This window comes from Desulfarculus baarsii DSM 2075 (genome assembly GCF_000143965.1).
In the GTDB taxonomy this organism is placed as follows: Bacteria; Desulfobacterota; Desulfarculia; order Desulfarculales; family Desulfarculaceae; genus Desulfarculus; species Desulfarculus baarsii.
In genome coordinates this window covers 2,384,240-2,409,692 of the sequence record NC_014365.1, presented here as the reverse complement: position 1 = coordinate 2,409,692, position 25,453 = coordinate 2,384,240, and the positions used below count along the sequence as shown (strand labels likewise).

The 25,453-nt window shown below is 63.8% G+C and carries 25 protein-coding genes; 1 reads left to right on the top strand and 24 read right to left on the bottom strand.

All coding sequences use genetic code 11. From position 1 onward, the window contains the following. Window positions 1-30 precede the first annotated feature (30 nt). Window positions 31-480: an iron-sulfur cluster assembly scaffold protein NifU gene (locus DEBA_RS10850; RefSeq protein ID WP_013258979.1), complete on the top strand. Its 450-nt coding sequence runs from the start codon at window positions 31-33 to the stop codon at window positions 478-480. 22 nt (window positions 481-502) lie between these two features. Here the strand turns inward: DEBA_RS10850 and DEBA_RS10845 are convergent, their stop codons facing one another. From DEBA_RS10845 to DEBA_RS10735, 24 genes are all read right to left on the bottom strand, one after another. Beyond that, a complete protein-coding gene (locus DEBA_RS10845; RefSeq protein ID WP_013258978.1) occupies window positions 503-1,210 on the bottom strand; it encodes a WbqC family protein in 708 nt (235 codons plus the stop codon). Next, window positions 1,207-2,430 carry an aminotransferase class I/II-fold pyridoxal phosphate-dependent enzyme gene (locus DEBA_RS10840; RefSeq protein WP_013258977.1) on the bottom strand — a complete coding sequence of 408 codons (1,224 nt, stop codon included), beginning with the start codon at window positions 2,428-2,430 and terminating at the stop codon, window positions 1,207-1,209. The genes DEBA_RS10845 and DEBA_RS10840 overlap by 4 nt, the downstream gene beginning before the upstream one ends. Beyond that, entirely contained in the window at window positions 2,427-3,635 is a 1,209-nt protein-coding gene (locus DEBA_RS10835) for a DegT/DnrJ/EryC1/StrS family aminotransferase (protein WP_013258976.1), read from the bottom strand. Before DEBA_RS10835 ends, DEBA_RS10840 begins: the two co-directional genes overlap by 4 nt. Continuing rightward, window positions 3,632-4,453, bottom strand: a complete 822-nt coding sequence (locus tag DEBA_RS10830) for a sulfotransferase family protein (RefSeq protein ID WP_013258975.1) — start codon at window positions 4,451-4,453, stop codon at window positions 3,632-3,634. The genes DEBA_RS10835 and DEBA_RS10830 overlap by 4 nt, the downstream gene beginning before the upstream one ends. 10 nt (window positions 4,454-4,463) lie before the next feature. After that, window positions 4,464-5,141, bottom strand: coding sequence for a class I SAM-dependent methyltransferase (locus DEBA_RS17120; protein WP_013258974.1), 678 nt, complete (start codon window positions 5,139-5,141; stop codon window positions 4,464-4,466). Window positions 5,142-5,165: 24 nt separating this feature from the next. Then, window positions 5,166-6,167: a hypothetical protein gene (locus tag DEBA_RS10825; protein ID WP_013258973.1), complete on the bottom strand. Its 1,002-nt coding sequence runs from the start codon at window positions 6,165-6,167 to the stop codon at window positions 5,166-5,168. Window positions 6,168-6,277: 110 nt separating this feature from the next. After that, window positions 6,278-7,621 carry a hypothetical protein gene (locus DEBA_RS10820; RefSeq protein ID WP_013258972.1) on the bottom strand — a complete coding sequence of 448 codons (1,344 nt, stop codon included), beginning with the start codon at window positions 7,619-7,621 and terminating at the stop codon, window positions 6,278-6,280. A 190-nt stretch (window positions 7,622-7,811) separates the two neighbouring features. Then, on the bottom strand, window positions 7,812-9,626 hold the full coding sequence (locus DEBA_RS10810) for a DUF6077 domain-containing protein (RefSeq protein WP_013258971.1): 1,815 nt from the start codon (window positions 9,624-9,626) through the stop codon (window positions 7,812-7,814). Then, the gene (locus DEBA_RS17115; protein WP_013258970.1) at window positions 9,626-10,288 is read right to left on the bottom strand and encodes a class I SAM-dependent methyltransferase; all 663 of its coding nucleotides are present in this window, start codon (window positions 10,286-10,288) and stop codon (window positions 9,626-9,628) included. Before DEBA_RS17115 ends, DEBA_RS10810 begins: the two co-directional genes overlap by 1 nt. Before the next feature lie 9 nt (window positions 10,289-10,297). Further along, window positions 10,298-11,032 (bottom strand): class I SAM-dependent methyltransferase, encoded by a 735-nt coding sequence (locus DEBA_RS10800; RefSeq protein ID WP_013258969.1) that lies wholly within the window; start codon window positions 11,030-11,032, stop codon window positions 10,298-10,300. A gap of 14 nt (window positions 11,033-11,046) precedes the next feature. Further along, window positions 11,047-11,955 (bottom strand): class I SAM-dependent methyltransferase, encoded by a 909-nt coding sequence (locus DEBA_RS10795; protein ID WP_013258968.1) that lies wholly within the window; start codon window positions 11,953-11,955, stop codon window positions 11,047-11,049. Continuing rightward, complete coding sequence (locus DEBA_RS10790; protein WP_280985125.1) at window positions 11,952-13,784, bottom strand: NAD-dependent epimerase/dehydratase family protein; 1,833 nt, start codon at window positions 13,782-13,784, stop codon at window positions 11,952-11,954. The genes DEBA_RS10795 and DEBA_RS10790 overlap by 4 nt, the downstream gene beginning before the upstream one ends. 3 nt (window positions 13,785-13,787) lie before the next feature. After that, window positions 13,788-13,967, bottom strand: coding sequence for an NAD-dependent epimerase/dehydratase family protein (locus tag DEBA_RS18600; protein ID WP_222832006.1), 180 nt, complete (start codon window positions 13,965-13,967; stop codon window positions 13,788-13,790). Window positions 13,968-14,019: 52 nt separating this feature from the next. Continuing rightward, window positions 14,020-14,829, bottom strand: coding sequence for a transketolase family protein (locus DEBA_RS10785; RefSeq protein WP_187288544.1), 810 nt, complete (start codon window positions 14,827-14,829; stop codon window positions 14,020-14,022). 77 nt (window positions 14,830-14,906) lie between these two features. After that, window positions 14,907-15,698: a transketolase gene (locus DEBA_RS10780; protein WP_013258965.1), complete on the bottom strand. Its 792-nt coding sequence runs from the start codon at window positions 15,696-15,698 to the stop codon at window positions 14,907-14,909. A gap of 233 nt (window positions 15,699-15,931) precedes the next feature. Then, on the bottom strand, window positions 15,932-17,383 hold the full coding sequence (locus DEBA_RS10775; RefSeq protein ID WP_013258964.1) for an ATP-binding response regulator: 1,452 nt from the start codon (window positions 17,381-17,383) through the stop codon (window positions 15,932-15,934). Beyond that, window positions 17,380-18,912, bottom strand: a complete 1,533-nt coding sequence (locus DEBA_RS17110; RefSeq protein WP_013258963.1) for a PAS domain-containing sensor histidine kinase — start codon at window positions 18,910-18,912, stop codon at window positions 17,380-17,382. Before DEBA_RS17110 ends, DEBA_RS10775 begins: the two co-directional genes overlap by 4 nt. Further along, a complete protein-coding gene (locus DEBA_RS10765) occupies window positions 18,912-19,397 on the bottom strand; it encodes a hypothetical protein (RefSeq protein ID WP_013258962.1) in 486 nt (161 codons plus the stop codon). Before DEBA_RS10765 ends, DEBA_RS17110 begins: the two co-directional genes overlap by 1 nt. A gap of 5 nt (window positions 19,398-19,402) precedes the next feature. Next, entirely contained in the window at window positions 19,403-19,921 is a 519-nt protein-coding gene (locus DEBA_RS10760) for a hypothetical protein (RefSeq protein WP_013258961.1), read from the bottom strand. A gap of 19 nt (window positions 19,922-19,940) precedes the next feature. Continuing rightward, window positions 19,941-20,324 (bottom strand): response regulator transcription factor, encoded by a 384-nt coding sequence (locus DEBA_RS10755; RefSeq protein ID WP_013258960.1) that lies wholly within the window; start codon window positions 20,322-20,324, stop codon window positions 19,941-19,943. Between the two features lie 53 nt (window positions 20,325-20,377). Further along, window positions 20,378-21,301: a methylenetetrahydrofolate reductase gene (locus tag DEBA_RS10750; RefSeq protein WP_013258959.1), complete on the bottom strand. Its 924-nt coding sequence runs from the start codon at window positions 21,299-21,301 to the stop codon at window positions 20,378-20,380. Beyond that, on the bottom strand, window positions 21,298-21,966 hold the full coding sequence (locus DEBA_RS10745; RefSeq protein WP_013258958.1) for a methylenetetrahydrofolate reductase C-terminal domain-containing protein: 669 nt from the start codon (window positions 21,964-21,966) through the stop codon (window positions 21,298-21,300). The genes DEBA_RS10750 and DEBA_RS10745 overlap by 4 nt, the downstream gene beginning before the upstream one ends. Window positions 21,967-21,985: 19 nt before the next feature. Further along, on the bottom strand, window positions 21,986-22,417 hold the full coding sequence (locus DEBA_RS10740) for a hydrogenase iron-sulfur subunit (protein WP_013258957.1): 432 nt from the start codon (window positions 22,415-22,417) through the stop codon (window positions 21,986-21,988). Further along, window positions 22,417-25,452, bottom strand: coding sequence for an FAD-dependent oxidoreductase (locus tag DEBA_RS10735; protein ID WP_013258956.1), 3,036 nt, complete (start codon window positions 25,450-25,452; stop codon window positions 22,417-22,419). Before DEBA_RS10735 ends, DEBA_RS10740 begins: the two co-directional genes overlap by 1 nt. Between the last annotated feature and the right edge of the window lies 1 nt (window position 25,453).

Sequence of the window (25,453 nt, the reverse complement as noted above, 5' to 3'; positions counted from 1 at the left end):
GGGGCTCAATGTTCAACCGGAGATGACCACGTGGAACAACACCACACCCACGATGTCGAGCACGACCTGCAAGAGGCCCGGGAAGCCGGCCTCAGCGACGAGTTCTACGCCCACGCCCTCACCCCGCAAAACGTGGGCATGCTGCCCAACCCCGACGGCCACGCCATGCCCAAGGGCGCGTGCGGCGACTATATCGAGCTGTTTTTGCGCATCGATGACGACCTGATCACCGACGCTCGCTTCATGCCCGAAGGCTGCCTCAACACCGTGGCCTGCGGCAGCGCCGTGACCAGCCTGGCCAAGGGCGCGTCCCTGCGCGAGGCCGCCGAGATCGACGCCGAGCGCATCGAGGGCCTGTTGGGCGGCCTGCATAAAGACCACCGCCACTGCGCCGTCCTGGCCGCCGCCACCCTCAAGGCCGCCATCCGCGATTACTTGAAAAAAAGAAGCGAGCCCTGGAAACGCCCCTACGCCAAGTGAGCGCGGCCCCGACTGGGGGCGCTCAACCCTGAGCCGCCGCCAGGTCGGCCCTGATCTGGGCCGGCGAGCGCCACATCAGCACGTCGAGGATCGAAAGCTGGGGCTCGAAGGCGTAGGGCGGGCAAGGATAGCTGAAGTCCGGGGTCTGGGTGAAGCCGAGGCCCACGCCACGGGCGGCGAATTCCTCGGGCCGGAAGAGCTCCCTGCCGCCGGGTGGGTTGATGTATTCGCTGGCGCCCAGGGCGGCGCTGATCTCCAGGGCCCAGCCGCCGGGATGCTCCACGGGCGGCAGGTTCAGGCCCAGTTCCGAGCATATTTCGATCTGGAAGGGCAGACCCAGTTCCTGGCAGACGCGGGCCAGGCCGGCGGCGTTGATGTCGGTGAGGCTGTCGGAGCGGGCCGTGGCGAAGGCGTCCTCAACGATGCGCGTGACGGCCGCGTAATGGGGCGCGCGTTTGCGATAGTGGCCCAGCTGGCCCAGAATGCGCCGCATGGCCGCCTCGGGGTCTTTGGCCCTGATCTGGCTGATGGCGGCAAAGCGCGGGTGCTGGGCCACGGGCAGTAGGATGTATTGCCAGCCGCTGGCGGGGTGCAGGATGCGGTTGCGGGTCATCCAGCTTTTGGGGGTGAACTGGGCCGTGTCAAAGAGCACGAAGCGGTCCACCCGCCGGATCAGGTCGAAGTAGCCCAGATGCGGGAAAAAATACGGCTGCATCACGCCCAGCTTCATGGTCGTTCGCAACCCTTGGCCTGGTAGGCGCGCAGACGCCTGGACACTTGCGGGGCGTGTTCCAGGATGGTCCGCGTCAGAGCGCAGACCGTGGCGATGTCGTGCTCGGCCACGGCTTGGCCCGAGGGCAATTGCATCAGGCGCGCCGATAGACGATCGGTGACGGGCAGACCTTCCACGAAGTGGGGGTAGAGCCGGTTGTAGGGCGGCGAACGGTGGATGCCAGGCATGAAGTAGCGCCGCGCCAGCACGTTTTCGGCCTCCAAGGCGGCGGTCAGTTCGTCGCGCGAAAGCCCGGCTTGCTGGGCGTCCACATCCAGCACCACGAATTGCCGGTTGTGGGCCTGGGGCAGGTTAGGGTCCAGCAATTCCAGGCCGGGCAGGCCGGCTAGGCCATGGGCGTAGGCATCCAGGGCGCGCTGGTTGGCCTGGGCGTTTCTAGGGTAATCCTCCAGGCTCAGCAGGGCCATGGCCGCCTGGGCCTCGGACATCTTGGCGTTGATGCGCGCCCCCACCCTGGCGAAGGTCTCTTGGTTGTGAAAATTGCGCACCGTGCGCAGCCGGGCGGCCATTTCGTCGTCGTCGGTGGTGGCGCAGCCGCCCTCGGCGGCGTTCAACACCTTGGTGGCGTGGAAGGAAAAGATCTCCACCCGGCCCAGACCGCCGATCAGCCTGCCATTATGGGCGCAGCCAAAGGCGTGGGCCGCGTCGAAAAGCAAGGCCAGGCCGTGCCGCTGGGCCAAATCGGCCAAGGCCTCGGGGTCGCAGGGTCGGCCCCACAAATGCACGCCCAGGATGGCCGAGACGCCGTCTTCGATCAGCGGCCGGGCCAGATCGGCGGTGATGACGTGACGCTTTTCGTCCACGTCGCAGAACAGCGGCTCCAGACCGGCCCAGGTCAGAGCCTGGACCGTGGCCGGGAAGGTGAAGGCCGGCGCGATGACTCGACCGCGCAGATCCAGCGCTTGCAGCGCCACCATCAGGGCCAAGGTGCCGTTGGTCATGCAGACCACGTGGCGCACGTCCAGAAACTCGGCCAGGCGTTGCTCCAACTGGCGCACCAGCGGGCCGTGGTTGGTGAACCAGCGACGGCGGAATAGTTCCTCGAAGGCCTGCTGAAAACGTGGCCAGTCGGGCAAATTCAACTGACCCACGTGTAAGGGCTGGGCAAAGGTCGGCTGGCCGCCGAGGATGGCCAGGTCGCTGGCCCGTGTTTTCATGATGGCCTCCCGTCGCGGGCCAGGCGCGCGGCCACGGTCGGGCCGTTGGCCCCCACGAAGGTCATCAGCTCGGCCAGGGCCTCGATGTCGGCCAGCGATACCAGATCGCCCACCGGCATCTGGATAAACCGCGTGGCCAGGGCCTCGGCCACGGGCAGCGAAACGTCGCCGCAGCCTGGCGGGCAGTGCTCCGAGTGGTGCAGGGGCGGGCTGTAATAGGGCCGAGCCAGGGCGTTCTCGGCGTTCAGGAGGCGCAGGGTGTCGTCGCGGCTCAGGGGCCAGGCGGTCGTCATCTCAAAGATGGTCAGTTCGTAGTTGTGTCGTTCGTTGGTGGCGTATTCCAGGATATTCAGGCCGGGCAGGTCGGCGAACAAGCGCCGATAGGCCTCGTGACGGGCGCGGTTGGCCTGGATGGTTTGTTCCAGGTCGTCCAGGGCGGCCAAGGCCAGGGCGGCGTGGATCTCGTTGAGCTTGCCATTTAGGCCCAGGCGCACCACGTTGTCCTTGCCCTGAAAACCAAAAGAGCGCGCCGAGCGCAACTCCGCCGCCAAGGCGTCGTCGTTGGTGGTGACGTAGCCGCCCTCGAAGCCGTTGAGCAATTTGGTGGCGTGCAGGCTGAAGACCTCGGCCGCGCCGAAGCCGCCGATGGGCTTGCCGCGATGGGTGCAGCCCAGGCCGTGGACAGAGTCAAAAAGCAACGCTACCCCGCGTTGTCGGGCCAGGGTGGTCAGTTCGTCTATTTGGCACGGGCTCTGAACCTGATGCACGGCCAAGATCACAACGCTGCGCGGCGTGAGGTTGGCCGCCACCGAGGCGACATCGATGGCGTGAGTGTGTTGGTCCACGTCGCAGAAAACCGGCTTGAAGCCGGCCCAGAGGGCAATGTGCGGCAGACCGGGATAGGTGAAAGTTGGCATGAGGACATTGCCGCCATCGTCGCCGCCCAGCAGGCGCAGCAACAAGACAATGGCCACCGAGGCGTTGCAGAAGCTCACGCAATGGGCGCTCTGGTGCAGCAGGGCCAGGCGTTCTTCGAGCATGCGCACCAAGGGGCCGTTGTTGGTCAGGCGGCGTTGATCGAAGATCGTCCGCGCGTGCTTGAAAAAAACGCGCGAATCGGGCAGCGAAAGCTGCCCGGTGGGCCGAAAGCTTTCGAACAAACGCGGCCCGCCGAAAATGGCCAAGTCTTCCAAACGGCGTTTCACTGGTTCTCCCGACCCAAAAAACACTCCAACGGCGTTCCGCGCAATTCGTCGAGGATGGTTTTGACCATGCCTGGGTCCATTTCTGTTTTCCAACGGGTGGCCACGGCCGGATTTTTGTGCACTGCTCGCTTGTGAGGATTGTGCGTGCTTTGGGATTCTTTCAGGAATCGCCGCGTTTGCGCTGGCCAGCCCAAACCCAGACGCTCGAAGAGCTGTTTGATCTGACCCTGGGCGTCGAACACGATGCTTTCGTAGCGCACCAATAAAAAACGCTGCGGAAAACGCTGGGCCAGGTCCAGGAACATGGCGGTTACTTTTTTCCAGTCATCAAAGCCCCAGAACTCACCCGGCCCGGTTTTGCGGCAAGCGCCGTCACGCCACTGTTGGCGCGGGTGGCAATCGGCCGGGAACTCCAGCGGGTTGGTCAGCCACGAATGGATGGTGGCGCAAGGGTGCCGCACGATGCCCACGAAGGTTACGCCGGGGTGCTTTTCCAGGATCGATCGGCTAAGATGATGAAAACGGTTTGACTTGATCGCCAGCACCGATGGGTTTGGCTCGCGCTCCAGGAAGAGCGGCGCCAGCCCGTCGCGGCGCAGATAGTCCTGGTCCATGTATTCCGATGGCGTTTGATAAACTTTGGTGAAAAACTCGGCCCATTGGGCGGGGCTGCTGTCCAAGTCCATGGCGTTTTTGAATTCATAGGAAAACAGCGGGCACAGCTTCAGCCGCACCATGGGGTTGGAGGCCATGATCTGGGCCAGCCAGTTGGTCCCGGAGCGCGGCATGCCGCTGATCCATATGATGCGATCGAACATCTCGTCTCCGTTAACGGCGTAGAATGGCGTCGAAACGATAATGAGCGGCGTAAAAATCGCCTGGCATGATACGAAACTCCGCGACCCAGCCTGTTTGGCTGGCTAGTTGCGCGATGTCGTGACGTGCGCGCCAAACGCCAATCGGCGAGCCTGGATCGTCCTCGACGCCAGGCGTATATGATTCTGGCCGAAAAAATTCGCCCATGCGCTGGCGGTCGGGCAGATTGCCCAGATAGAGCCGGCGCAGTCCGACGAAACGCCGTCGCAAAACCGCCAGCAGGGCCTCGGCGGCGTCTTTGGCCAAATATTGAAACGAACCATAGCACAAGGCCTTGGTGAAGCGCTCTGGTTGCGGCTCGTTGTTGGCGTAATCAAGCACATCGGCAAGTTGATAAATAAAATTCGGTGGTTGCTCGAAATTGGCCTTTGCTGTTTCGATCAGCGGCTCGGAAAAATCCACGCCCAGGCCGCCGCCGCAGGCCGCGAAGAAAAACGTGCTGAGCGCGCCGTTGCCACAGCAAAGATCGAGGAAATGATCTTCCGGGCCCAGGGCCAGGCCGTCCTGCACCGCATCGACGATCATCTGGATCTGCTCGCGGGGCACGGGTTTGCCGTTGACGGTGCGCTTGACCTGGCCCCAGAAATCCTTGCTGTCGCAGGTCAAGGGATGTTGTTTGTAAAAAGACAATGGCGATCCTTGCCTCGGCGGCGTTCAGTCGACCGCGTTTTGTATCAACAGCCAGCCCATGATGCTGGCCAGCTTCTCGACGCTCAGTCCGCCCTGGACCAGGGGTGGCGCGGCGGTTTCGTCCAAGGGCGCGAACAGGTTCTCCCGGCCCAAAAACTGCCGGGCCACGGCGGCGTTGCCGGGCGCGTGGGCGGCGATGATTTCCCTCCGCCGCGCCAAGCCAAGGGGCGAGCCGTGGGCGAACAGGTCGCCGCCGTCCGCGCGAGCGGAAAGCTCCATGAGCTGGCGATGAAAGCGGCGCTTTTCCTGGTGGGATAGCGGCAGGCAATTGACCAGACGCTGAAACTCCAGCAAGTCGGGGCCAATCTCGGTGTTGGGCCGCTTGGGCGGCAGGTCGAAACCATCGACCGCCAGACCCAAGGCCGCCAGGAAATCCAGCCTGATGTCGCCGCCGGGCAGGTTGGCCGGCTCGTAGAGCCTCACCTCGATGTTTCGCGGGCCGAAGGCCTGGGCCCAGGGCCGCAGCATGGCCTGATAATCGAACAACCCCGCGAAGCCGGCCAGGCATTCCTCAAAGGTGTGGGCGTAGCCTTGGGCCTTGATGGTTTGATTATACCAAGAAGCGTGGGCCTCGTCCTGGCGGCGGAGATAGACCATCACCCGCGCCTGGCGGCCGTCAAGCAGGCCGCAACGCTCCAGCGCGGCCCGCACCACGGCGGCGTCGGCCAAAAGATAGAAATTTTCGCTGCTGAGCAGCACGTCGCCGTCATGGCCCGTGACGCTGCGCGCCAAATCGGCCAACAACTCGTCCAGCGTCCGCGGCTGGGGCGTGGCCCACGGCGGATAGCCGCCGGCTAGCAAAAAGGCCAGGTCGTGGTGCCCAAAGCCACGCAGGCTGGCGTCTGGGTAGAGCACGCCTCGGGCCAGCAGGGCCGCGCGGTTTTCGGCGCAAAAAGCCTGAATTGCCGTGGAGCCTGTTTTGGGTGCGCCGATGTGCAGGCGGCAAAGGCGTTTTCTAATTTCCATGGTCCGCTCAACCGCCGTGATTTGATTTAGCGACGGCCAGATGAAATTTTTCCAGCGCCGCGCGGTAAGTTTCGTTTTGCGGAGAAAGGGCCGACGCCCTGGAGATACACCTATCCATCGTTTTGCACCCTGGCGCCCAGCCACTGTTCATAATGAGGGCCGGCCAACTCCCGGTACATGCCTTCGAGGCCGTTGTTTTGGATCATGGCCGACTTGTAGACCTTCATCCACGGAAAATCATAAAACGCTTCATCAAGATGCCAGGCGGTCAGCGCCTGGCCAAAATCCCAATAAAACACGCCTGGCTCGGCCGCGTGCAAGCGGCGGATCAGCCAGGCGGCCAGCGAGCCGCCGCACTGAAAAAGCATCACCGGCCGCCGGCCGCCGGTGCGCAACGCCGCGCGCGCCGCCGCCAAGGCCCGCGCCAGCAACGTGCGGCGCACGCCGAAGGTGCCTTTGGAAGCGATGGCGACATGAGCATAACACATCAGGCCCAGGCGGCGACCCAGTGATGAGAACCACGGCGGGCCGATCACGATAACCGGGCGGCTCTTCAAGGCCTCGGCAATGCCTCGCAACGATCCACTGATGGCCCAACGTTTGGGCGTCGCGCCATCGATCAGGGAATTATCGGGCGAAAAATGCTTGCTGAAAGTGTTGGTTATTTCGGCGCAAAGGCGGTCGTTGTGGGGCCCCTGGCCGGGGATGATGAAAAGGCGGCGATCCAGGGTCGGGTAGCCCTTGAAGGACACGCCACACAAGACATCCTCCGGCAACGGGGCATGGAGATCCTTTTCCACCTCGGTCAAAAAACCCTCGATGAAAACCGTGCGCACCAACAACACCCCGGCCATGCGCTCCCGGCACAGGCGGATGACGGCGTTGGTCAGCTCGTCCGGGGCAAGCAGGCCCTCAGGGAGGTGCTGTGAGAGAATCTGACGCACTCGATTGATGAGGGTCAGGCAGGTCCAGAAACCGTGGGGATAGCGCATAAGCGAAAGCGGCGCGTCGTTGGCCAAGCGCTCCAGCAGCAGGTCGGCCGGCGGCGCGTGGAATTTGTATGCGCCCTTGTTGGTAGGCAGGACGAATTCGTCGGCCGTGGCAAAGGCCTTGGCTTGCTCGGCGTCGCAACGGTCGTGGGAGACAAGATCGGTGCCTGGTTCGTAATGGCAATGACTGGGGTCGACGGGGATATCGGGGAAAAGCTCGGCCATGGTCGGGGCGGTCAGGCTGGGCTCGTCACGGCGTAGCCGCGCGAAAACACTCAGCAGGTCGCCGCGGGCGGCCAGATCCGGGCGAGTGATCTTGAAGGACACCGGGTCGAAATCGGGCCCTGGACAAAGGCCCTGGCCCTCACCGACGCGCTGGTAGTGCTCAAGGGTGGTCTCGTCGGTGGACAGGCCTCCGCCCAATTGGCGGGCGTAATGCTCCGCGTTGAAAAATTTCTCGATCAATGGTCGTACGTTCGGTTTCGCGCCAGATGGTGATTTGTCGTAGTCCGTAAGCAAGCCCCAATATGCCTCTCCGACGCGACCGCGTCAAGGTGAGATCGTCGCACGCGGCGTCGGCTTTTAGCCTGTTGTCCAGGGCCGCCAGGCTGGCCATGATCTGGGCCGGCGAGGGGCTGGCGTGCGGGTTTAGGCGTCATTCCTTGAGCCAGATTAGCCAGCCAGCGTTGTCCCCATGAAAGCTCCAGCGCTCGCCGCTGGCGGCCAGCGCCTTTTCCACGGCTTGGCGCGGGGCGTGTCGGGGCAACACCAGCAAGGACGCCCGTGTCAGATATGGCCGCAAGGCCTCGGGGTTGGGGTTAGTCACTGGCGGCGCGTTGAGGAAAGCCGCTATCTGGCGGCGTTTGATCCCCTCCTCTGGCTGACCGTAATTGTCAAAGGCATGTTTGGTTTCCATGGGGAAAGTCGCCACAAAGCGCAGATCCGGCCGCAGCAATCCTAGCCACCAGGCAACTTGGGCTGGGGCCAGGATCACCGCATTTTGGGACGCCAGCCGCGAAAGGTGCTCGACTGCGACGAGCTGTTTGGGCGGGAACTTGTATTGGTGAAGCCCATGGATTACGCGCTGGTTGATCGCCGGCTGCTTGAGGACGAACAAACCAAGGCAAACCACCACGATCAACAGCGCCCACCATGCATTTTTTGAATTTTTCCTGTCGACCAGGCAGGCGGCGGCCAAACCATACAAGGCCGGCAGCGGGATGGCGTAGGCCAGCCGCCAATAGGCCTTGGCCATGGTCACCTTCACGATCAGCGCGTCGAGCAGGGGCATGATGGGGATTAGCGCGGCCGCCACGGCGTAAAACAGAAATGCTTTTATGCGCCGGTCGCGCCAGTGGTGATAAAGCAAAAGCAGGGACAGCGCGGCGTGGAGCGCGGCTGCTTGGGGCGAGCCTATGACCGTGGCCATGGCCCTGAGCGAGGAGAAGTTTGGCGAAGACCAAACCGCGAAATTGCTCATGGCGACAAAAAACGGGCTGACCACGGCCAGGGCCAAGATGGCGGGCGTGACCAGCACCGTGGTCAGGCGCGCCAGGTTGCGCCAATAATGGCCGTTTGCGCGACCAGTTAGGCAGGAGACCATGGCCAGCAAGCCACCGCTGTAGGGCACGAGGAAAAAAGCCGAACCAGATAGGCCGATGGATAAAAGCATGAGGGCGTGCAGCCGCAGCAGGTCGGCCTGCTCCCCCCGCCGCATGAAGCGCGAAATAAAGGCCCAGAACAGAGGCAAACCCAGCGCGATGAGGACGCACTTGCCCTCCCAGGCGCGCAGGATCGTAAAATTGCCCCAAGCTTGGTGCGTGTCGCCGCTTAGCGCCAGAAAGATCAAAACACCGGCCACGCCGGCCAAGGACGGCCAGACGTCGCGCCCAAGGATGCGAAACAATAAAAAATACACCAAGGGAAGCAGAGCCAGCGTGAGTCCGCCAAGGCCCTGGTGTACGACCGTCATCGCCGGCAGGTGCAGCGCCTTGGCCAAAAGGGCCGCGGCGATCTCCACCGTTGAGAGCAGGTGGGCCGGCGATATGGGCGGCAGATCGCGCAGATCATGGGCCGTGTGATGCAGAGAGATGGGTTGCGCGAGATGTTCGGCGGCGTGAAGTGCTCGGTGATAAAAGCAAAACTCATCCGCGTCTGGCCGAAGCGTGAACAGGTTGATCGAAAAAGACAGCAGGCATAGCAAGATTAAGGCCACGAGCGGGCCGCTCGATCCTGGCTTGGGCCGTGGCTGGGGGCCTGGCTGGCCGGCGATACGGCGAAATAACCAGCCCACCGCGATGAGCGCAACCACGCAAGCCGGATACCAAACCCAGGCCGGCAGCCGGGAAAAAAAGACAAGATAGTAGGCCAGCGTGGCCGAGGCGCCGAAAACCAAAAAGGCGTCGATGATCTTGGCGACAAGGCGATCCAGGCCGGTGTAATCGCGCTGGGTTGTCTCGTCGTGAGCCACTATTGCGACCTCCTCCCCGCGCATGGTTCGGCCGGCCAGCCGCCGACGATGACCGAAAAGCGCGCGACCACGGGCAGGCCGGGGATGCCCGTTCCGACGTCGTGGTTCTCGGCCGATGCGATCTCAAGACCCGCCCGCTGGGCCAGGGCCAGCAAGCTTTGGCGGCTCCGCAGATATTGGCCCTGCTCGAGGCGATAAAAACACTTGAAAATGATGTTGTCGTCGGGCCGCAGGGCCTCGGGTTCGGAGATCACCACGCGGCAATCGTCGCTGGCCAAGCCGCGCGTGGCCGTGAGGAGCGACACGGCCATGTCGTCGTCGACATGATGGAGCACGCCGGCCACCAAAATGTAATCATAGATGTCGCCGCACGCCGCGTGCTCTTCGGCGCTGGCGTGGAGAAAGCGCAGGCGATGATGCGCCGCGAAACGTTTTTGGGCCAATTTAATGGCGGCCCCGTCAACGTCCAGGCCGGTGTAGCGAACGCCGGGCAACCGCGCGAAGGCGCCAGCGATGTTGCCGGCCGAACAACCCACCTCGAGGACGTTGGTTTGGCCTTGCCAGTGCCGCAGGGCCAGGCGCCTCTTGTCTGCGGTTCCGCCGATTATGTGCTGGAAAATCAACCACAGGCGCGCAAACTTGGTTTGGGTCAGCAGGGCCAAGATACTCTCCTACCCTGCTTGTTTTTGGGCCAGAACGACGATCTGGCCACAGCAAAAGGCTCGCGCCAGGGGAACGAGCTCCAACGCTGGGCCGACGGCGGCCAGCGGGCGGGCCAGCCAGTCGGGGCAAAACATCGGCACCAGATTGATAAACCGCGTCTGGATGGACGAAAAACCAGCCTCGCGGCACCAGCGCCGCAAGGTCCGGGGCAAGAAGGAGCGCTCTTCGTGCGCCCTGTGGTAGCGGGAAAGGCGCTCGATGATTTTCAACGCCGGATTGAGGCCGTTGGGCTCCAGGATCAAAACCGTGTCGCTCCAGCGGGCGGCGGAGATGATGGCCGCGGCCGGGTCGGGCAGATGGTGGAGCACCCCGCGCAGCACCACGCAGTCGAAACGATGGGGCAGGCGCAGATCGTTGATGTCGCCGTATTGAAAACTGGCGAGCCCTTGCAGACCGCGTTCGGCCGCCCTTTGCGTGGCCGACTCGACGGCGGCTGGCGCGGCGTCCACGCCCAGCACCGACGCCGCGCCGGCGGCGGCCAGCTCCAGGCTGTAGGTTCCGTCGCCGCAGCCCAGGTCAAGAACGCTTTTGCCGGCCATGGGCAAGGCGGCCAAGATGCCGCTACTGATGCGGCCGTTGGCCAGCCGGCAGGAAAGGCGGTCGGCGGTGTAGGAGTATGATCCGCTACGTCGCACATCTTCGTCAAAGCGGCGCACGTTGTGTCTGGTCTTGACTTGGCGCATCGTGAGTAAGTGTCCTATTTTTTTCGGCCCGTGGCCATGACGTTGCCCACGGGCAGGGAAAGGGGCAGGGTGAGCAGGCCCAAACGTCCGAGCGGGCCGGTCAGGGCGCGCCTGACTCCCGCTGGCAGCGGCGACAGGCGCAACCAATAACGCAAGGGGTAACGGTTACTGAAGGCGGCGGTTTGTATGTCCTCGAACCCGCGGTCGCGCAGCAATCTTTGGAGGGCGCGCGCGGTGAACAATTGCAGGTGCTCGATGTCGATGATCGGCGAACGCAACCCCAAGAGGCGGTTCAGCGCGGCTTTCCAGTCGTGGGTCACCAGGGCCAGCAGGCCGCCAGGGACCAAGGCGTCATGGGCCGCTTGGACAAAACCGCGCGGATCTGGCAGATGCTCCAGGGTCATGAAGGAACAAATCAGGGCGGGCCGGTTTTCGGCCAGAGTTTCGGGCGTGAACACGCCCTCGCGCAGCAAAGGGCGCGCCTGGGCGCTGGCGGCCTCGATGGCCTTGCGCGACGGCTCGACGCCCAGCACGGCTTGGAAACCGGCCCGGCGCAGGTGCGGCAAAAAAGCGCCGTTGCCCGCACCGATCTCCACGGCCCCACCCAACGCGGGCAGGCCTTTCAGAAGTGGCGCGATGACCCTGGCGTAATCGGCGGCGGCGCACTCGGCCTCTTCCCACGAGTCATAATCGGCGCTGGCGTAGGCCCGCGAAAGAACGCGCTCCGGAGGCGGGCTGGGGGCGTAGACCGTGTCGCAATACAGACAGCGCACCAGGCGATGACGCATGAACTCCGGCGTTTTACGCGATGCGTAGGTAAAGCTGCCGACCAGATCGGGGTTGATGCGCTCTTTGGCGAAGAGGCGGCCGTGGCGCTTTCCGCAGGTGGGGCAGGCCCGCTCGGCGGCGTCGGTTGCCCTCATTGATCATCCCTGGCCTGAATCGGCCGCGCGTCGGCCGGCTTGATCCGCCCATGCATGATGAAGTGCTTGCGGATGAAGGGCGGCCTGGCCTTGGCCTCCTCGAAAACCTTGCCGAGGTATTCGCCCAGCAAGCCCAAGCCCAACAGCGTGGCCGAGCCAAATAACATTATCAATAGTGATAGGAACGTCATTCCCTTTGGCGTTGATTCCGGGGCCAATAGCCGGATGATCACGGAAGCCAGCGCCAAGCCGACGGAGCCGGCGAAGGCCAGTCCGCCCAAGAACGTGAGCATGTGCAGCGGAGTGCGACTGAAGGAAAAAATGGCCTTTTTGGCCCAGCCGATGTTGCGAATCCAATTGTTGGTGCTGCGACCGAACATTCGTTCGGGACGCACGTAATCGACGCCGACTTGGTTGAAGCCCACATAGGCCCGGATGCCGCGCAGGAAAAAATCACGTTCTTCGCATTGCAGGATCCACTGCATCACCGATCGATCGATAAGCGAAAAATCGCCGGCGTCCTTGGGTATGGCCACTTCGCTTAACATAGCGAAAATACGATAAAAACCCTTGTAGCACAGGTCGAGCCAGAACGGCATTTCGCGTTTGACGCGGCGTCCGTAAACCACGTCGGCCCCCTGCCGCCACTTCTCGACAAATTGTTCGATGATTTCGGGTGGATCTTGGAGGTCGCCGTCAAGCAGGACGCAGGCCTCCTTGCTGGCCAGTTCCATGCCGCTGCGGAAGGCTGCCTGGGAGCCGAAGTTGCGTGAATGGCTGATGCCCAGGACATGAGGGTCGGCGGCGCTGATCTCCCTGATGCGTTCTCGGCCGTTGTCCGGCGAGCAGTCGTCGACAAAGATTATTTCGTATTCCACGCCGATTTTGTTGAAAACAGCCACCAGGCGCTCGTGCATGATGGGAATGGCTTCTTCGTCACGATAGCAAGCGATGATCGCCGTGAGGGAATTCTTGCTTTTTCGCGCGTGTGTTTTCTTGGTCAATTCTTGGAACTGGGCGTGGCGCAGGTGTTCTCGCCACCAATCACGGCACGAAATCAAGCCTTGGGCCAGGGGGGTGCGCGGCCGCCAACCCAAAAGGCGTTCGGCCTTGGCCGGGTTGGCGTACCATTGCTCCATGTCCCAACTTCTGCCCGCGCTGGGCGTGAAACGCGGCTCCTCCTGGATGTCGAAAACCTTGCCGGCCAGGGCGGCCAGGTTGCCCAAGGTGGTTTTTTCGCCAGTGCCGATATTGAATGATTCACCGGCCAGATCGGGGCCCATGTGGGCGGCGGCCAAGAGGAAGGCCTCGATGACGTCGTCGATGTAAACGAAGTCGCGCGCGGTGTTGGCCGGTGCGAACGGCGGCAGGCAACCACGCACGGCGTGTTCACACAACACGGGCATCAAACGCGATGAGTCTTCGTAAGGCCCATAGACCGAATACAGGCGCAGATTGCATACGGGCAACCCGCGCGCCTTGCCGTGATAGGCCAGGGCGAGGCTGGCCGCGGCCTTGCTGACGGCGTAATGGCTGTTGGGCGAAAGTCGGTCGTCCTCGGCCGGGCCGGCGGCGTTGAACCCATATTCCGACGAACTGCCGGCGTGAATGAAGGCGTTAAGCTCCCGGTGGTCGAGAGACTCCAGCAGCTTGACAAGGCTGATGTAGTTGGTGTGGTGGATTCTGTCCGCGTCGTTTTCGAAAGAATAGGCGCCGAACGCCGCGCAGTGAAAAATAACCTTCGGTTTGACGCGATTGAGCAGCGCCCGCACGCTGTTGGGGTCGTGCAGGTTCATGAAGGCCGTGTTCAGGGCGGAAACGCCCGCCAAGCGTCACGGGCTGCCGGAAAACACCGTCCCGATGACGTCCTCCCTGCGCGCAAGCAGGGCGCGGAACAGATTGCCGCCAATGAAACCGCTGGCGCCAATCACCAAGATTGGTCCTGGAAGGCTGGCGACCAGCCTGTCTATGGATTGCATGCCGGCGGCGGTCCTTTCGTCCGTAAAAGTCATTCGTGACCCTCTTGCCCCGGCCCCTTGCGGTCGCCGCGCCCACTCTTTCTGGTTAGGCCGACATCCGCGCGATCATGTCTTCAAGCCCCGCCGCGTCCAGGCCACATTCCGCCCGGTGGAAACCTTGGGAGCCGTATGTGCCCGAAGGATAGCGCAGGGCATGCCGGTGCACGAAACGACGCGGCCATACACCCCGGCTGGCCAGGCAATGGGTCAGTTGCATGCCCAGACCGCCGTGGGCCACGTGCTCTTCCAGCACGCCAAGGGGCTGGCCTTTGGCGATGGCCTCGCAAAGCGGTTCGGGCAGAGGCTCCAAAGGAAACTCCGTCACCGCCCACAGAGATGGGCGCGCCGCTGGTTCAAACCGGGCGAGGCATCCCCAGGCCAGCCCGGCCAGGGGGCCCAGCGCCACCAGGACGCCCGCTCGTCCTTCCAGCAACGGACGCCAGGGGGCGTAGCCGGGGGCCTGACTGCCGCTTGGCCGTTCATCTCGCCCCAGCCGCAGGTATGTCGGCGAGTTGACGGACTCGAGCATGGCCGGGATATCGTCGTCAAAGGCCGGGACCAGCACGCGCAGCCCCAGGCAAGACATGGCCGAGCAGTCTTCGAGGGCGTGATGACTTGGCCCCATGACCCCATAACCAAAACCACCGCCATTGCCGACCAGGCAAACCGGCAGGCCGCCAAGGTCGTTGCGGATTTGCTCGAAGGGCCGGGCATAACAAAATGGAGCAATGCTGTATACGTAAACGGAAAAACCGCCCCGCGCCAGCCCCGCCGCCACCGACACCATGTTTTGCTCGGCAACGCCGCAGTTTATGAAAAAATCGCCCAGCGCCTCGCGCACGCCTTCAAGGGCCATGAAGCCAAGGTCTCCGGTCAAAAAGAAGGTTGGCTTCCGACCGTGCCTGGCGATCACCGCACGGGCAAAGGAGTCTCTCAATTTATCGTTCCGCCCGTTGTGTCGGCGCAGGCGGCCAGGAATTGTTCCTCGCTCAAGGCCAAATAATGGGATTCAACCAGGCCCTCGAAGTGCAAGCCATTGCCCTTGCGCGTGCGCAAGACGACGATGTGCGGCTTGGCGCTTTCCCGCCGCGCGATACCCGCGGCGATGGCTTTGGGGTCGTGGCCGTCCACCGTGGCCACGGAGGCGCCGAAAGCGGCCAGGCGCGAGGAAAGATCGGCGATGGAGGCCACATCGACAGTGCGGCCAAAGGCTTGCAGACCGTTTTGGTCGAGAAGAATGACGAGGTTGTCCAAACGGTGATGCACCGAAAAGATCAGCGCCTCCCAACACGAGCCCTCTTGCCATTCGCCGTCGGAGCACAGGCAATACACGTCGCCCGCCTGGCCCTTGGCCCGCCTGGCCAAGGCCATGCCCGCCGCCAACGAAGGCCCGTGCCCCAGGCTGCCCGTGGAAAAGTGCACGCCAGGCGCGTCGGTGGTGGGGTGAGCCGGAAGCCTGGTGCCGTTGCGGCAAAAGGTGTCCAGATCGGCGTCGCTCAGGCGCCCGATGGACCAGAGCGCCACGTACAAGGCCCCGGCGGAGTGCCCCTTGGACAAGACAAAAGCGTCATCGCCTCCCATCACGACGTGATACAGGGTTATCAAGGCGTCCAGACAGGAGAGGTTGCAGCCCAAATGACCACATTGGGCGTCGTGATGCATCTTCAAAAGGCGCAGCCGCGCCTTTTGCGTGGCTAGATTGAGGGCGTCGGCGTTGTATTCCATCGGCTTTCCAGGAAGCGGCGGCTCTTCTGAACCAAAAATGCGGGCTGGTTTCGCGAGCGGCTTCGGAGATCCCATCAACATCGACAGCGATCTCGTCAATTCGTACAGGCTGGGTTAGCGCTTGAAATGTCTGAACGAATCGGTAAACCACCGCTGCGGAGCATGGTACTTCCATCCACCGTCGCTGTCAAGCATGACGCAAACCATGCGGGTTGGCTTGGCCCATGTCTTCCTCAGCCGACGGCGGGCAGCAGCACGCTGAATGTGCTGCCCTGGCCGGGCTTGCTGCGCAGGCGCACATTGCCGCCCATGGCCTCGACCACCCGCTTGACGATGGGCAGGCCCAGGCCGGTGCCGATGATATTGCGGGTGTTGGCGTCCTTGACGCGGTAGAAACGCTGAAAGATTTTTTCTTGATCTTCGATGGGGACGCCAAAACCGTTGTCGCTCACATCGACGCGCACCCAGCCGTCTTGCGCCGTGGCCCGCACATCGATGCGCCCGCCTTGCGGCGTGTAGCGAACGGCGTTGCTGATCAGGTTGACAAACACCTCTTGCAGTTCACGCTGCACGCCGGCCACGCGTGGCAACTCGGCGGCCATCTCCAGCGTGAGGCTCTGGGCCTTGTCGGCGGCCTTGGCCCGCATGATGTCCACCGCCTCCTCGAGGATCGGCCCCACGGCCAGGCGCTCCTCGGCCTGGCCCATGGCCCCGGCCTCGATCTTGGAAAGATCGAGCAGATCCTTGCTGAGGTTGATGATGCCCTCGATGCGCAGGCGAGCGCGGCGCACGATCTGCCCCTGGCGTTCGTTGAGTTCGCCGGCCAGCCCTTGGCTCAAGTTCTGCAACTGACTCAGCACCGAAGACAGGGGGCTGGCGATCTCGTGGGCCACGGTGGAGACGTATTCGCTTTTGAGCTCGTCGAGCCGGCGCAGGGCCGTCACGTCGTCGAAAACGGCCAGCGCGCCCACCAGTCGGCCGCGGCTGTCCAAAAACGGGCTGCACGTCACCTGCAAGTGCATGGGCTCTTCGGCCAGGCCCAGGGTGATCTGGCAGGACACGCTCTGGCCGTCCTGATCGCCCTGGCCGGCCAACACCTCACTCAGGGCCTGGGCCACCGCCGGGCAGGGCAGGGCCTCCTCCAGATCGCGGCCCAGCACCTCGCCCTCGTCCCAGCGCGCCAGGCGGCGCAGGGCCGGATTCATCAGGACTACCCGGCGCTCCGTGTCGATGACCAGCACGCCGTTGGTCATCGACTCCACCAGCACCCTGGTGCGGCTCTTTTCGATGGCCATATCCTGCAGGGTGGCCACTCGTTTGAGCACCCGCTCGATGACCAGGCGCAGTTCCTGGGGTTTGAAGGGCTTGGCCAGAAAATCGTCGGCCCCCTGTTTCATGGCCTCCACGGCCTTTTCCAGGGTGGCGTAGCCGGTGATAACCACGAAGGCCAGGGAGGCGTGGCTTTTGCGCGCCCGGCCGATCATCTCCATGCCATCCATCACCGGCATCATCAGGTCCACCAGCACCAGGTCGGGCTTGTAGTCGGCGATGCGCTCCAGGCCCTCGCGGCCGTTGGCCGCCTCCATCACGACCATGCCCATGGTCTCGAGCACCCGGCGCACGGCCTGCCTGATGCGTTCCTCGTCGTCGACCACCAAAATGCGATATGGGCTATCGGGGCTCACGGCGCTACGTCTCCGCTGGGGTTGGTCATGTAGACTTCGGCGAAGGCCTTCAAGGATTGGTCGGCCTTTTCGGGCAGGCTGACCTTGAATGTCGTGCCGTTGGGGCCGGTGTTCTTGACCTCCACCGCGCCACCGGCCCGGCTGACCACGCCGTAGACCACGCTCAGGCCCAGGCCGGTGCCCTTGCCAGGGGCCTTGGTGGTGAAAAACGGGTCGAAGATGCGGTCGAGGTGTTCGGGGGCGATGCCCGGGCCGGTGTCGGAGATCTCGGCCCAGCGCATGCCCTGGCCGTCCAAGCCGGTGCGCACGGTCAGGCGGCCTCGACCGGCCATGGCGTCGATGGCGTTGGAGAGCAGGTTGATGAACACCTGGCGCAACAGCTTTTCGTCGCCCTCCAGGGTCAGGGGGCCCTTGTGATAGTCGCGCACCACGTCCACGTGCAGAAACAGCGCGTCGTCGCGGATGAGATTGAAGGCGTCCTCGATGACCTGGTTGAGGTCCAGGTCCTCGACGCGCACGGTGGTCTGGCGGCTGTAGTCCAGCAAGTCCTTGACGATGTCGCGGCAGCGCTGGGCGTCTTCGACAATGTTGGTCATGTCGTCCTGCAGGGGGCTGTCGGGCGGCAGGCTTTCCTTGACCAACTCGGCATAGATGGTGATGCCGGTGAGGGGGTTGTTGAGCTCATGGGCCACGCCGGCGGCCAGTTGGCCCAGGCGGGCCAGCTTGTCCGATTGCACCACTTGCAAGCGGGCCTCGCTGAGGTGGCGCTCCAGTTGGATCTGGTGGCGCAAGTCGTGGAAGACGCCCACCGTGGCCACGGGCTTGCCCTCGCGCGTGACCACCGCCGAGTTGACCAACACCGGCACGCGCTGACCCTGACCGTTGGTCAAAAACGTGCGTACGGCCTCGGCCCGGCCGCCGCCCTGGTCGAGGCTCTTGCGCAGGCGGCGCAGTTCTTCCAGGGGGCAGAAATCCTGCAGGCGGTGGTTGGTGATCTCGTCGCCGGGTGGAATTTCCAGAATTTTCAGGGCTTGATGATTGCTTAGCAAAACCTTGCCCTTGAGGTCGGCCACCACCACCGCGTCGACCATCGAGTCCATCACACGGTTCAAGAACTCGTTGGCGTGGATGAGCGCGTTTTCCATCAGCTTGGCCTTGGTCACGTCGCGGATGGTCTCGATGACGCCGATGACGCGGCCGCGTTCGTCAACCAGCGGCGAGAGGGCCACCTCCTCGATGACGGCTTGGCCGTCGAGGCCGACGAACTCGTGGATCACGCTCTGGCCGGTGTGGCCGCTCATGGCCGCCCGAAAGCGGCAGCGCGAGGGTGGGCAGGGCAGGGACTGGCTGTGGAAGACCTCGAAGCAACGCCGGCCCAGCACGTCGGCGCGGCCCAGGTCGTAGCGGGTCAAAAAGGCGCGGTTGACGTCCTGTACGACCATATGCTCATTCAACACCAACGTGGGCGTGGGCAAGGCCTGAAAAATCAGTTCGGCCATGGCCGCGCGGGCATTATCTTGCTCGGCCATCAGGCCTCTCCCGCAGGGCTGAAGTGGTCGCGCAGGCCCCGCGTGGCGCGCTCGGCCAGCGAAGGCTCCACCACGACGAACAACGAATGCACCGCCGCCGCCACGGCCAGGGCCTCCACGCCGGCCAGGACCAAGCCGTCCAGAGCCAGGGCGACGATGCCGAAGCGGTCGCCGAAATGCGGCCCTTGCAAGTGGATCAAGCTGGCCGGCCGGCGTTGGTCGATCGTCAAGCCGGCCCGCTCCAGGGCGCGCTCCAACTCGGCGGCCTGGGCGCGCTCCAGGCAAAAGCACAGGCGCGGCGCGTCGTCCGGCCAACTGGCCATCAGCAGCGCCGGCCTGAAACGCTGGTCAATGTCCTGGGCGGCCAGGGCCAGGGCGGGCAAGTCGTGCTGGCGGCCGCTGGCCTCCAGCAGTAGCAAGTTTTCAATTAATTTAACGCCATAGACCTTGACCGGATGCTCGTTGTAGACGGCCACGGTTTCCATGGATTTCAATCCGTTCGGCGAAAGAAGGGGCTTTGCACGACCTTGACCCGGGCCTGGGGCGGCGAGACGCCGGCGGGCAGATGAAACGCCCGCGTCAGGGCCTCCAGGGCCGTGGCCAGATGACGGTGGCCGATCAGTAGCGTCACCGCAGCCAGGGACGTGGCCATGGCCAGCGGCGCGACGCCGGCCTCGGCCAAGCGGCCGACGGCGATGAGGGGCAGGGCGGGGTTGTCGGCCAGGGGGAAGAGGGTCAGGGCGGTGGTTTGGCCGATCAGCTCCGGCGGGCCCAGGCCGTGGTCGAGGGCGATTTGTCGGGCCAGCTCCAGGGCCTGGGGCGCGTCCTCGGGCTCAAGGCCGACGCTGGCCTGCTCGCGCGAGCGGTCGTGGGCCAAAAAAACGATGTTGACGCGGCGCTGGGCCAGGCCACGGCACAGGGCAAAAAAGGGCGGGCCGAGCCCCCCCCTTGGGAGGAGGAGGCTCAGCTCGCCGCTTTGTTTCAGGCCTGCCAGCCTGGGGAGGCTCACCGCGCCGATCCGCGTTACGCTAGATCAGCTCGGCGACCATCTGGGCCAGTTTGTCCAGGTCGACCGGTTTGGGCACGTAATCATCGGCCAAAACCTTCATGCCGTCCTGGTGCGTATAGGCCGTGGACGGGACGGCCGAACCAACCGCGGTGAGGAGTATCACCGGGATATCCTTGTAATCGTTGTCGTTTTTCAGCTCTTCGCAGACCTCGTAGCCATTCTTGCGGGGCATCATCACATCCAGCACAACCAAGTCGGGCCGCTTGCTTTTGATGCTGTCCCAGGCCTCGACGCCGTCGTAGGCCTTGCCCACGGCAAACCCGCGAGCTTCAAGGTTCATGGCCACGGCCTCCACCAGATCCGGATCATCGTCTACGATTAGGACGTATCTTGGCTCGGCCATTTGCACCTCCTCGGGATCATTTATTCGACGGCCCAAAGCGGGCCGTCGGATGATTAAACCGTGGGACGCGGCAACAAGCCGGCCCGTTCGGTGATCTCAGGTACGCGGTGCTCCCACTCGATTGCCATAAGATGAATGCCTGCGACGCCGGGGATTTCCTTCACCTGTTCGATCTGCTCCAGCAGGATCTTGATGCCCTCTTCGGCCTGGGCCTCCTTGGGCGCGCTGGCCACGCGCTTGACCAGATCGTCGGGCACTTCCATGCCCGGCACCTTGGTGGCCATGTACTTGGCCATGCCGCCGGACTTCAGCGGGGTCAGGCCGGCCAGGATGTAGCATTTTTCGGTCAGGCCCAGGTCGTGGGCTTTGGTCATGTAGGCGCGGAACTTGTCCATGTTGTAGATGCACTGGGTCTGGATGAAGTCCGCTCCGGCGGCGATCTTTTTGGCCAGGCGCATGACGCGCAGCTCGTTGGGGTCGCCGAAGGGGTTGGCGGCGGCGCCAATGAACATCTTGGGCGCGCCCTTGATCTCGGCCCCGCCCATGAACTTGCCTTCGTCGCGCATGCATTTGATCATTTGGATCAACTGCATGGAGTCCAGGTCGTGGACGTTGGACGACTGGGGATGATCGCCGAAGCTGGGGTGGTCGCCGCTGAGGCTGAGGATGGTGTTGATGCCCAGGGCGGCCGCGCCCAGGATGTCCGACTGCATGGCGATACGGTTGCGGTCACGACAGACCATCTGGTAGTTGGGCTCCAGGCCCAACTGCTTGGCGACAAGCGAAGTGGCCCACGAAGCCATGCGGACCATGGCCGTCTGGTTGTCGGTGATGTTGACCGCGTCGACTTTGCCCACCAGGTGGGAGGCCTTTTTCTTGACGGCTTCAATGTCGGCGCCACGGGGCGGACCAAGCTCGCCGGTTACCGCAAAATGGCCAGCTGCCAGGACTTTTTCGAGATTGCTTTCACTTTTCATGACAACAAGTCCTCTCTAACGATCTTGCGAGGTCCACCGTCACGGGCAGTGCGCCAATCCTTGGCCGGCATGATCTTTTCGTAAAGATCGGTGCGGCCCAGGGCGGTCAGACGGTCCCAAATCAACTGCCAGCCACAGGGCACCTGGGGGTTGATTTCACAACTGCCCTTGGTGGAGCCGCCACAGGGGCCGTTGAAGATGCGCTTGGAGCAGCGGGCCACCGGGCAGATGCCGCCGGTGTAGGCCAGCACGCAGTCGCCGCAACCCTGGCAGCGCTCGGCCCAGACGCCCTGACGCTCGCTGGCGCCCATGAACGAGGTGTTGACCATCGGGAAAACCGGCTTGTCCATGTAGCGGCCGGCCACGGTCTGCACGCCACAGCCACAGGCCATGGAGCAGATGGCGTCGTACTTCTCGGCCACCTTGGCGATTTCCTCGACGTACTCGGGGTCGCACTGACGCTCGAGGGTCAACTCGTCGATTTCCAGTTTCTTGCCATCTTTCAGGAAGGCCATCTGCAAGGCCGAAGCCAAGATGCCGACTTCCTTGCGCCCACCGGCGTAACACACGGTGACGCACTCGTTGCAGCCCAACAACAATATTTTGTTGAAGGGCGCAACGTAGGCCATGATCTCTTCAATGGGCTTACGTTCAGCTACGATCATGATCTGTCCGTCCTCGGATTTAGGCCGCGGCTTTTTGGGCGCCGCCCTTGATTGGGTTGGGCCCCAGCGCGCGTATCTTTTCTGTAAACTCAGTCGCCACGCTGGCGAACACGTTGCCTTGACCGGCGGACATGTAGGCCATCTGGACCCGCTCGCCGCCTATGCCGATGTCGTTCAAAGTCTTCTGGACGTACTCCACCCGCTTGGCCGCCCGGTTGTTGCCCTTTTTGAAGTGGCAATCGCCGTCCAGGCAGCCGGCCACCAGCACGCCGTCGGCGCCTTTTTGCAGGGCGCGCATGATGTGCAGCACATCGACCTTGCCGGTGCAGGGGACTTTTATCACATTGACGTTGGCCGGATAGCTCAGCCGCTGGATGCCGGCCATGTCCGCGGCCGTGTAGGCGCAGTATTCGCAGGCAAAGGCCACGATGATTGGTTCGAAGCTAGCCATTAGAGCACTCCTTCCAGCAGGGCGTCGGTCTGGCCCATGATCTGGTCGTCGTCATAGCCCTGCAACTGGATGGCCTTGGCCGGACACTCGGCGGCGCAGATGCCGCAACCCAGGCATTTCTCCGGGTCGATCTGGGAATAGCCGTCGGCGTTGATGAAGGGCACGCCGATGGGGCAGGCCCGCACGCAGACCAGACAGGCCGCGCACATCTCGCCGACCACTTTGGCCACGCCGCCCGATACCTGCACGCTCTCCTGAGCCAGCACAGTGATGGCCCGGCCAGCCGCGGCCGCGCCCTGGGTGATGGCCTCGTCGATGCTCTTGGGGGCCAGCACCGAACCGGCGGCGAACACGCCGGGCTCGGGGGTGTCGACGGGCCGGACCTTGACGTGCTCTTCAAGCAGGAAGCCGGTCTCGGTCTGCTGCAACTTGAAGATGTCGCAGAGGTCTTCCAGGCCCTCTTCGTCGGCCACCTGCGGGGTGGAAAGCACCAGGGCCGTGGCCTCGACGTCCACCGTGCGGCCCAGAATCGGGTCGTCGAACTCCACCAGCATGGTCGCGCCGTTGTCGGCCACCTTGGGCGGCTGGCCGGCCTCGTAGCGGGCGAAGAGCACGCCCAGCTCGCGGGCCAGGCGGTAGTTGTCCTCGGAATCATAGGGCGTGCGCATGTCGCGGTAGAGCACCACCACCGTGGCCTCGGGCTTTTTGCGCTTGATCTCCAGGGCGTTGAGCACCGCCGAACGGCAGCAGATGCGGCCGCAGGCCGGGTTGGCGTCGTTGCGCGAACCCACGCACTGGATCATCACCACCGTGTCCAGACCGTCGGTCTGGCCAGCGGCCAGCTTGACGCCCAGCTCGACCTGGGTCATCACCGCCGGGTTTTTGCCGTAGAAATAGCCCTCGGGCTTGTAGGCCTTGCCGCCGGTGGCGATGATGGTCACGCCGTGCTTGATCTGCTGGTAGTACATGGCCGGGCCCGACTGCACGCCGGTGGTGAAGTCGCCCACGCAGCCTTTGTGATCGACGACCAGGGCGTCGAGGATCACTTCGATCTTGTCGCTGGCCTGGACCTGGGCCACCAACTCCTCGACGATGGGCCTCACCGGCTCGCCGCCCAGGGTGTGGGCCAGATTCAGGGCCATGCCGCCCAACTGTTTGTCGCGTTCGACCAGCTTGACGGAAATGCCCTGCTTGGCCAGTTGCAGGGCGGCGGTCAGGCCGGCCACGCCGCCGCCGACCACCAGCGCGGTCTTGTCCAGCGACTGGGCGTGGACGTAGATGGGCTTGGCCAGCTTGACGCGGCCCACGGCCATGCGCACGAGCATGATCGCCTTGTGAGTGGCCGCCTCGGGGGCGTCGCGGTGGACCAGGGCGTCCTGATCGCGGACGTTGGCGATCTCGACCATGGCCCGGTTGAGACCGGCGCGACGTACGGCCTCGGCGTAGATCTTGCCGTGGGTGCGGGGGCTGTTGCCCACCACCACCACCCGGTTGACGCCGCTGGCCTTGATCGAGTCGATCATCTGGGTCAGGCCCTGGCCGCCGGCGTAGGAGACCTTGATCTCCTCGACGCAGCAGACGTTGGGCATGGTTTTGGCCGCGGCCATGACCTTGGCCAGGTCGACGTACTTGGCCATGTTGCCGCCGAAATCGGCCACGAACACGCCGATCTTGGGCGTCTCGGAGGCCGTGTCGCGCTCGGGCGGCAGGTCTTTTTCATAGCGCACGGGCTCGGGCGGGGTGAGGTGGGCGCTGGCCAGACAGGCCGCCGCCGAGGCCTGCATCAGCGAATCGGGGATATCCTTGGGCCCGGTGCTCATGCCGCAGGCGTAGACGCCCTCGCGGCTGGTGCTGACCGGGGCCTTGTCGCTGACCTTGACGAAGTTGTACTTGTCCAGCTCGATGCCCAGGGCCTGGGCCGTGCTCACGGCCTCCTTGGAGGCGCAGAAACCCGTGGCCAGCACCAGCATGTCCAGGGCCGCCTCGAGCTGCTGGCCGTCCTCGGTGGCGTAGGACAGCAGCAGATCATTGGTGGCCTCGTCGCGACGCACGGTGTGGGGACGGCAGCGCACGAAGTTGACGCCGACGTCGTTTTTCATCCGCTGGTAATACTGCTCGTAATCCTTGCCCATGGGCCGGATGTCCATGTAGAAGATCGTGGCGTCTAGGTCGCTGGCGAAGTGCTCCTTGGCCCACGCGGCTTCTTTCATGGCGAACATGCAGCAGATGCTCGAGCAATAGGGATTGCCCGGCGCCTTGGTGGTGCGGCTGCCCACGCACTGCACCCAGCCGATGCGCGTGGGTCGGCGGCCGTCGCTGGGCCGCGCGAAGGCGCCGCAGGTGGGGCCGGCGGGGCTGAGGATGCGCTCGAACTCCAGGCTGGTGACCACGTCGGGGAACTGACCGTAGCCGAAGTAGTCGGACAGCGGGGTAGGGTCGAACAGCTCGGCGCCGGTGGCCACGATGATCGAGCCCACGTTCAGCTTGACGCTCTCGGGCTTTTGATCGAGCTTGATCGCCCCCGGCTCGCAACACTTGATCCAGCTGGTGTCTTGGCCGACCTTGTCGATGTTGATGGCGAAGGCCTGGGGCACGGCTTGGGGATAGCGCAGACAGGTGGTGCTGCGGTGATCCAGGCCGGGCGTGAAGCTCACCGCGCCCTCTGGCGCGGCCTTGAGACACTCGCCACAGGCGGTGCACAGCTCGGTGTCGATGTAGCGGGGCTTGGTGGTCAGTTCGACGGTGAAGTCTCCCGCCTGGCCGCTGACGCCCACCACTTCGGTCAGGGGCATGACGCCGATGCCGATATCGAAGCCGGCCGGAGCCATGTCCGGCGACAGATAACAGATCTGGCAGTCATTGGTTGGGAACTGACGGTCGAGAAGAGGCAGATAGCCACCCAAATTGGGGGCCTTATCGGTGACCACGACCTGACGCCCGGATTCGGCTAGATCCAGCGCGGATTTCAGGCCGGCGATACCGCCTCCTATGACCAGGACCGTTTCCAACCGGCCCTTTTGTGTTGCGTCGCTCATA